Consider the following 6,844-nt stretch of genomic DNA (forward strand, 5'->3'; position numbering starts at 1 on the left):
ATAAAATAACCTGGCCATCTCCGGCCAAATTGAATTTGTTTCTCTATATCACCGGGCGTCGGGCTAACGGATATCACGATCTGCAGACGCTGTTTCAGTTTCTGGATTATGGTGACACGTTAACCATCACGCCACGCGCCGGAGAGTCGATTTCGCTGTTGACCGACATGGACGGCGTTCCCGCTGAACAAAATCTCATCGTTCGGGCGGCCACATTGCTGCAAATGTATTGCCGCCAGCACGACCGCCCCTTCTCCGGCGCAGACATCGCTATCGATAAACGGTTGCCAATGGGCGGCGGACTGGGCGGCGGTTCCTCGAACGCAGCCACCGTGCTGGTGGCGCTGAATTATTTATGGGAATGCGGATTGTCGCCCGAAACGCTGGCGGAGCTGGGATTACGACTCGGCGCCGATGTCCCGGTGTTTATCCACGGTCACGCCGCCTTCGCAGAAGGCATTGGCGAAGCACTAACGTTCGTCGAGCCGGAAGAAAAATGGTATCTGGTCGCCCACCCCGGCATCAGCATTTCGACGCCGGAGATCTTCAACGATCCCGATCTCAAACGAGATTCGCCAGTGCGCACATTGCAGTCATTATTGGCTTATCCCTTCACCAATGATTGTGAACCTGTAGCAAGAAAACGTTTTCGTGAGGTTGAACAGCTACTTTCATGGCTGTTAGAATACGCCCCGGCGCGCTTGACCGGCACAGGCGCTTGTGTGTTTGCAGAGTTCGACACCGAGTCTGCTGCTCGTCATGTGCTCGACCAAGCCCCGGAAAATTTAAACGGTTTTATTGCTCGCGGTGCTAATGTATCCCCCTTGCAACAAACGCTTTCCGGACTACCCGAGGGTCGCTAAAAAACCACCGGCATCAGTGGTGTTTTAACGCTCTTTACCCATACCCGTATGCATATTCTTCCTACCCCAGTGGGTCGAGTATTTCTCTGGACGCAAGCTTGAGGTTCTTCTCGTGCCTGATATGAAGCTTTTTGCTGGTAACGCCATCCCGGAACTAGCACAACGTATTGCCAACCGTTTGTACACCAGCCTTGGTGACGCCGCCGTCGGTCGCTTTAGCGATGGCGAAGTCAGCGTGCAAATCAACGAAAATGTCCGTGGTGGTGATATTTTCATCATCCAGTCCACCTGCGCACCGACCAACGATAACCTGATGGAGCTGGTTGTCATGGTTGATGCTCTGCGCCGTGCTTCCGCTGGACGAATCACCGCGGTAATCCCCTATTTCGGCTATGCTCGCCAGGACCGTCGCGTCCGCTCCGCTCGTGTGCCTATTACGGCAAAAGTTGTTGCAGACTTCCTTTCCAGCGTTGGTGTTGACCGCGTTCTGACGGTTGACCTGCATGCTGAGCAGATCCAGGGATTCTTTGATGTGCCGGTAGATAACGTATTTGGTAGCCCGATCCTGCTGGAAGATATGCTGCAGCAAGATCTGGATAACCCAATCGTCGTCTCTCCGGATATTGGTGGTGTCGTTCGCGCTCGTGCCATTGCGAAACTGCTGAACGATACGGATATGGCCATCATCGATAAACGTCGTCCTCGCGCCAACGTTTCTCAGGTGATGCATATCATCGGTGACGTCGCGGGTCGTGACTGCATCCTGGTGGATGACATGATTGATACCGGCGGTACGCTGTGTAAAGCAGCAGAAGCGTTGAAAGAACGTGGTGCGAAACGTGTGTTCGCTTACGCTACTCACCCGATCTTCTCCGGCAATGCTCACGACAACATCAAAAATTCTCAGATCGATGAAGTGATTGTCTGCGATACCATCCCGCTGGCTGATAACATCAAAGCGCTGCCGAATGTGCGGTCGCTGACATTGTCAGGCATGCTGGCTGAAGCCATTCGCCGCATCAGCAACGAAGAGTCCATCTCTGCCATGTTCGAACATTAATCGTTCACGTCAGTGATGTAAGAAAATGCCATCGGTTTTCCGATGGCATTTTTGTTGGTTCAGTACGACGTTGACGAGCGCTTAGGGAAGACGTTCTCTTCGACGGCAGCGTTTATCGAAATGCTTCACCCACCAATAGCGGTCCGACACCGAATCTCTTCCGCCAATACGTGCGCCGATAAGCCAGACGATCGCACCAGAAAAGATCCCCATCAGATCCAGATAGTAGCCCGATCCCAGCAGGTGCCAGCCCGGTAATTGGCTGATAATGGCATAGGCGACGCTGGCGACCATCAGTACAAGACCGACGCTCATCAGCAGATTTCCTGTCATTACGGCATGTTTGCGTCTCATATCCACCTCCTGAAAAAGGTTTGACAGATAACGGGGATATTCTGGCGGTCCCTCTTATTACTCAAAATTATAGGCGCTGGGCTATTCCCCGTTGCGTACGCGATCACAGAAAATGAATAAAAAATAGTCACCTTGCCGACAATTTATTTTCATTACCCAGACAAATGACGGCTTTGTGTCCCTCACGGCGGCAGTGATATTGGTGATCCCCTTCCCCGGCGTGTAAACTAGCGAGCCTGTTATTTGTCTCTGACTTTAGCGTTACTGGCGTAACGCCCTATCTGGAATAGTATCGTGAGCAGTATCAAACTGATTGTGGGGCTGGCGAATCCGGGAGCTGAATATGCGTCTACCCGCCATAACGCAGGCGCCTGGTATATCGACCGTCTGGCTGAATCCCACCGCCAGCCGCTCAAAGAAGAAAGCAAGTTTTTCGGTTACACATCGCGCCTGACATTAGCTGGGCATGACGTTCGTTTGCTGGTGCCCACCACCTTTATGAACCTCAGCGGCAAGGCCGTAGCGGCGATGGCGACATTTTACCGCATTCAGCCTGATGAAATTATGGTCGCACATGACGAGCTGGATCTGTTACCCGGTGTCGCCAAACTCAAGCTGGGTGGCGGCCACGGCGGTCACAACGGCCTGAAAGACATCATCAGCAAGTTGGGGAATAACCCGAATTTTCACCGACTGCGTATCGGCATCGGCCATCCGGGTGACAAAAATAAAGTCGTTGGTTTCGTTCTGGGCAAGCCGCCCGTCAGCGAACAGACCTTGATCGATCAATCTATTGATGAAGCTCTGAGCTGCACCGACATCATGATGCGCGAAGGCATGGTCAAAGCGATGAATCGGCTGCATGCCTTCAAGGCATCTTAAGGTTTGACGGGGTCAATCGCATAACGCCCCTGCATTTGTGTATAATTGGGCGTCATTTTCGTATTCAGACGGGCTGTTGCATTAACAGTCTGATTAACAAGTTATTTAAGGTGATATAAACATGGGATTCAAATGCGGTATTGTTGGGCTGCCTAACGTGGGTAAATCCACCCTCTTCAACGCGTTGACTAAAGCAGGTATTGATGCGGCCAACTTCCCGTTTTGTACCATCGAACCGAACACCGGCGTTGTACCGATGCCGGATCCGCGTCTGGACAAACTGGCCGAGATCGTTAAACCGCAGCGCACCCTGCCTACAACGATGGAGTTCGTGGATATCGCCGGTCTGGTTAAAGGCGCCTCTAAGGGCGAAGGTTTGGGCAACCAGTTCCTGACCAATATTCGTGAAACTGAGGCGATCGGCCATGTTGTACGTTGTTTCGAAAACGACAACATCATTCACGTGAACAACAAAGTCGACCCAGCTGACGATATCGACGTCATCAACACCGAACTGGCGTTGTCCGACCTGGACACCTGCGAACGCGCTATCCACCGCATCCAGAAAAAAGCCAAAGGCGGCGACAAAGACGCTAAAGCTGAGCTGGCTGCACTGGAAAAATGCCTGCCGCAGCTGGAAAACGCCGGTATGCTGCGCGCCATTGACCTGAGCGACGAAGAAAAAGCCGCGATCCGTTACCTGAGCTTCCTGACGCTGAAACCCACGATGTACATCGCCAACGTCAACGAAGACGGCTTCGAAAATAACCCGTATCTGGATCAGGTGCGTGAGATTGCCGCGAAAGAAGGTTCCGTCGTGGTTGCGGTTTGTGCCGCCGTTGAAGCGGATATCGCCGAGCTGGATGATGAAGAACGTGACGAGTTCATGGCAGAGCTGGGACTGGAAGAACCGGGTCTGAACCGCGTTATTCGTGCAGGCTATGAGCTGTTAAGCCTCCAGACTTACTTCACCGCTGGAGTAAAAGAAGTCCGTGCGTGGACCATCCCTGTCGGCGCGACTGCCCCGCAGGCCGCCGGTAAAATCCACACCGACTTCGAAAAAGGCTTCATCCGTGCCCAGACCATCGCTTATGAAGACTTCATCACCTACAAAGGTGAGCAAGGCGCTAAAGAAGCTGGCAAAATGCGTTCAGAAGGTAAAGAGTACATCGTGAAAGACGGCGACATCATGAACTTCTTGTTTAACGTCTAAATCATTTTTGTTGTCGCATGGGGTTTCAGGGAATCTCATGCGAATCGCAAAAAAATCATAGAATCCACGCAATTGCGTGGATTTTTCTTTTATAGCGTCTCAATTTTGGACTGCCCCACCCCTGTAGACGATCCTGCCCTGTAACTTTGCCCAAGGCTGGCTCATTTCCCTGAAAATGGATAAATATATTCTAGATAAAAACTTTCCATCCTTCATTTTTGAACATCATGCTTTTTTAAAGCGGCTCCACTATCTACATTTGACTCAAAGGTTTTAGTCAAGGTGATCGGAGTTTTGGGTATGGTCGGGTTTAATAATAAGACAAAACTTAAAGCTCAATTTATATACAGAAGACGGATGAGCTCCTCTCGCGAAATCCTGCGACGATGTACCTCATCATGGCAAACGTTACAGAGGGTAATTAAGTTATCCAGTGTATTTTCCCCGCCATCTACATGATGTTCTATGTGATGTAACTCGAGGAACGTTCTGGGGTCATTAACTGTTTTACGAGCATGAGACCAGTGGCAGTGCCTGCATGCATGATGATCACGCTCAAGTACAGCGACACGTACAGGATCGGGGATTTTTCGGTCATGTACCTCAGCCTGCCGATCTTCCTCAAGTAAATAAGCACCCACTTCAAGCTCTGGTCTTCCTGAATTTTTTGTGGCAATTGGCCAGCCATCTTCGGTACGTAGTTCCCGTGTTCGTCGGGCCCATTCCTTACTATCGTTTGCAAGATACCGTAACTCTTCGCCAGTCACGGGACGTCCAACATTATTACGCAGATGAGACAGAATTTTATCTTTCGTGGAGAGCTTGCTTCGTCTGAGGACATTAGCCTCATTCCAACGCAGAGCGGCTTCCTTATCCTGTTCTGTTGCCATCAGCGCATATACGTCAGTTTTAAGCACGTTCATCTCACTGGCATGGAGTTCATCCAATGCCGACTCTCCTTGATCAATCATCTCCTTCAACGTGGTGCCGCTTAATACTGACCAACCAAACTGCACTCGCAGCTCTCTGATCCTTCTAGCATATTCACTGATACCCGCAACAACCATCAGCTCGTCACCATGAATGATGACGCCGGGGTATTTAAGTAAATAAGCCAGGATTCGATCACGGGCTGAATTGCAATTCTCGTCCATCATCAGGGAGCTACCTAAATCCCGCAACAAATGATTAGCGGGAACTAATGCCAAAACCTTTTCCCGTAGGGAGTCGTCCTTGAGCTTATACTCAAAGTCGATAATCAACGTCAGAAGCTGTTTACGCAGCATTTCCGGTATGCTCGTCTTGGATCTTCTCGCCATTTTGAATCAAACATTCCATTAAATTGAGAACATAAGCTGCAATCTTTTGTGCAAAGACAGGCGGTACTGCGTTACCAATTTGCCTTGCGATCTCGGTTTTTGAACCCATAAAAACAAATTCATCTGGGAAACTCATCAGACGCGCAGCTTCACGATGCGTAATTGGACGATGCTGCTCCGGATGGAGATAACGCCCCTTCTCTGGCTTAAAGAACTCAGTGCGAATGGTGACAGAGGGCCGCTCCCACCATAAACGGCCAAACAAATCCGTGCCACCCGAGGTTTTTTTAATCCAACAGGCAGGTGTAATGTCAGGTCTATTTTTTTGCAAATCAAAACGATTTCCCCCAACGGGAACGGCACGGTAGCGTTCCTGCGAAAGTGCAGTTGGATTTCGACCAAAGTGGAGATCTAAAGGGGGTGGGAGATCACGCACCTCAGTTCCAACCGGTTCAGGCAAATCACCTATAAAATCTCTGACTGTCAGCCATGCTGGAAGATCCGCACCTTTATCAGGATTCTGGTGCGACTGTACAGGCGGGAATATTGGGATGTCATCCAACAGAAATCGCTCCTTCTTAATTCCAATAGCGATAGCACGTTTGCGTGTCTGCGGAGCCCCGTAGTCAGCCGTGTTAAGGACAGATGGATTAAGAAGCAGAAAGCCCATGTTTTCAGCGCGAACACAGATGTCCTCAAATTCATCACTGGATAAAAGACCTGGAACATTTTCCATCACAAAGAGAGAAGCAGAAGACATCTCGATGATATCCATATACGGTTCCCAGAGCGCACGTCTATGGTCCCCTTTTCGGTTCTTGTTGAGTAAGCTAAACCCCTGACATGGTGGGCCGCCGATGACGATATCAGCGTCAGGAATGCGGTTTTCAGCAATCCATTCTTCAATGTTCGCCACAATGCCATGCTCGCCAAAGTTGGCATTATATGTCCGGATAGCAGCCTTATCATTGTCCAAAGCTAGGACACTTTCAAAATGAGCACCCATTTCCCCTTTTATGAAGCCACAGGATAAACCACCAGCGCCACAAAATAGGTCAATGACTTTTAATTTATTGATTTTACCCATTAAAATACTGTCCTAGTTCTGTCTCTTATACACATCTGACGCTGCCGACGAAGAGGATAGTGTAGA

At 50.1% G+C, this 6,844-nt stretch carries 7 protein-coding genes; 4 read left to right on the forward strand and 3 right to left on the reverse strand.

Features of this window, described 5'->3' with window-relative positions; genetic code table 11:
- Positions 1 to 5 precede the first annotated feature (5 nt).
- Both ispE and prs read left to right on the forward strand, forming a co-directional pair.
- Positions 6 to 863, forward strand: a complete 858-nt coding sequence (gene ispE / locus Q7O77_RS12515; protein WP_304167784.1) for a 4-(cytidine 5'-diphospho)-2-C-methyl-D-erythritol kinase — start codon at positions 6 to 8, stop codon at positions 861 to 863.
- A 112-nt stretch (positions 864 to 975) separates the two neighbouring features.
- On the forward strand, positions 976 to 1,923 hold the full coding sequence (prs, locus tag Q7O77_RS12520; RefSeq protein ID WP_139824065.1) for a ribose-phosphate diphosphokinase: 948 nt from the start codon (positions 976 to 978) through the stop codon (positions 1,921 to 1,923).
- Between the two features lie 81 nt (positions 1,924 to 2,004).
- Here prs and ychH read toward each other — a convergent pair whose 3' ends face one another.
- A complete protein-coding gene (gene ychH / locus Q7O77_RS12525) occupies positions 2,005 to 2,277 on the reverse strand; it encodes a stress-induced protein YchH (RefSeq protein WP_304167771.1) in 273 nt (90 codons plus the stop codon).
- Between the two features lie 294 nt (positions 2,278 to 2,571).
- Between ychH and pth the strand changes: the two genes are divergently transcribed.
- Together pth and ychF are read left to right on the forward strand one after the other, a co-directional pair.
- Entirely contained in the window at positions 2,572 to 3,159 is a 588-nt protein-coding gene (gene pth, locus Q7O77_RS12530) for an aminoacyl-tRNA hydrolase (RefSeq protein ID WP_304167774.1), read from the forward strand.
- 121 nt (positions 3,160 to 3,280) lie between these two features.
- Complete coding sequence (gene ychF / locus Q7O77_RS12535; RefSeq protein WP_094118754.1) at positions 3,281 to 4,372, forward strand: redox-regulated ATPase YchF; 1,092 nt, start codon at positions 3,281 to 3,283, stop codon at positions 4,370 to 4,372.
- A gap of 335 nt (positions 4,373 to 4,707) precedes the next feature.
- Here ychF and Q7O77_RS12540 read toward each other — a convergent pair whose 3' ends face one another.
- Together Q7O77_RS12540 and Q7O77_RS12545 are read right to left on the reverse strand one after the other, a co-directional pair.
- Positions 4,708 to 5,658, reverse strand: coding sequence for an HNH endonuclease (locus Q7O77_RS12540; protein WP_304167777.1), 951 nt, complete (start codon positions 5,656 to 5,658; stop codon positions 4,708 to 4,710).
- Positions 5,648 to 6,778 carry a DNA cytosine methyltransferase gene (locus Q7O77_RS12545; RefSeq protein ID WP_304167781.1) on the reverse strand — a complete coding sequence of 377 codons (1,131 nt, stop codon included), beginning with the start codon at positions 6,776 to 6,778 and terminating at the stop codon, positions 5,648 to 5,650. Before Q7O77_RS12545 ends, Q7O77_RS12540 begins: the two co-directional genes overlap by 11 nt.
- Between the last annotated feature and the right edge of the window lie 66 nt (positions 6,779 to 6,844).

Source organism: Lonsdalea britannica (assembly GCF_946477055.1).
Taxonomy (GTDB): Bacteria; Pseudomonadota; Gammaproteobacteria; order Enterobacterales; family Enterobacteriaceae; genus Lonsdalea; species Lonsdalea britannica_A.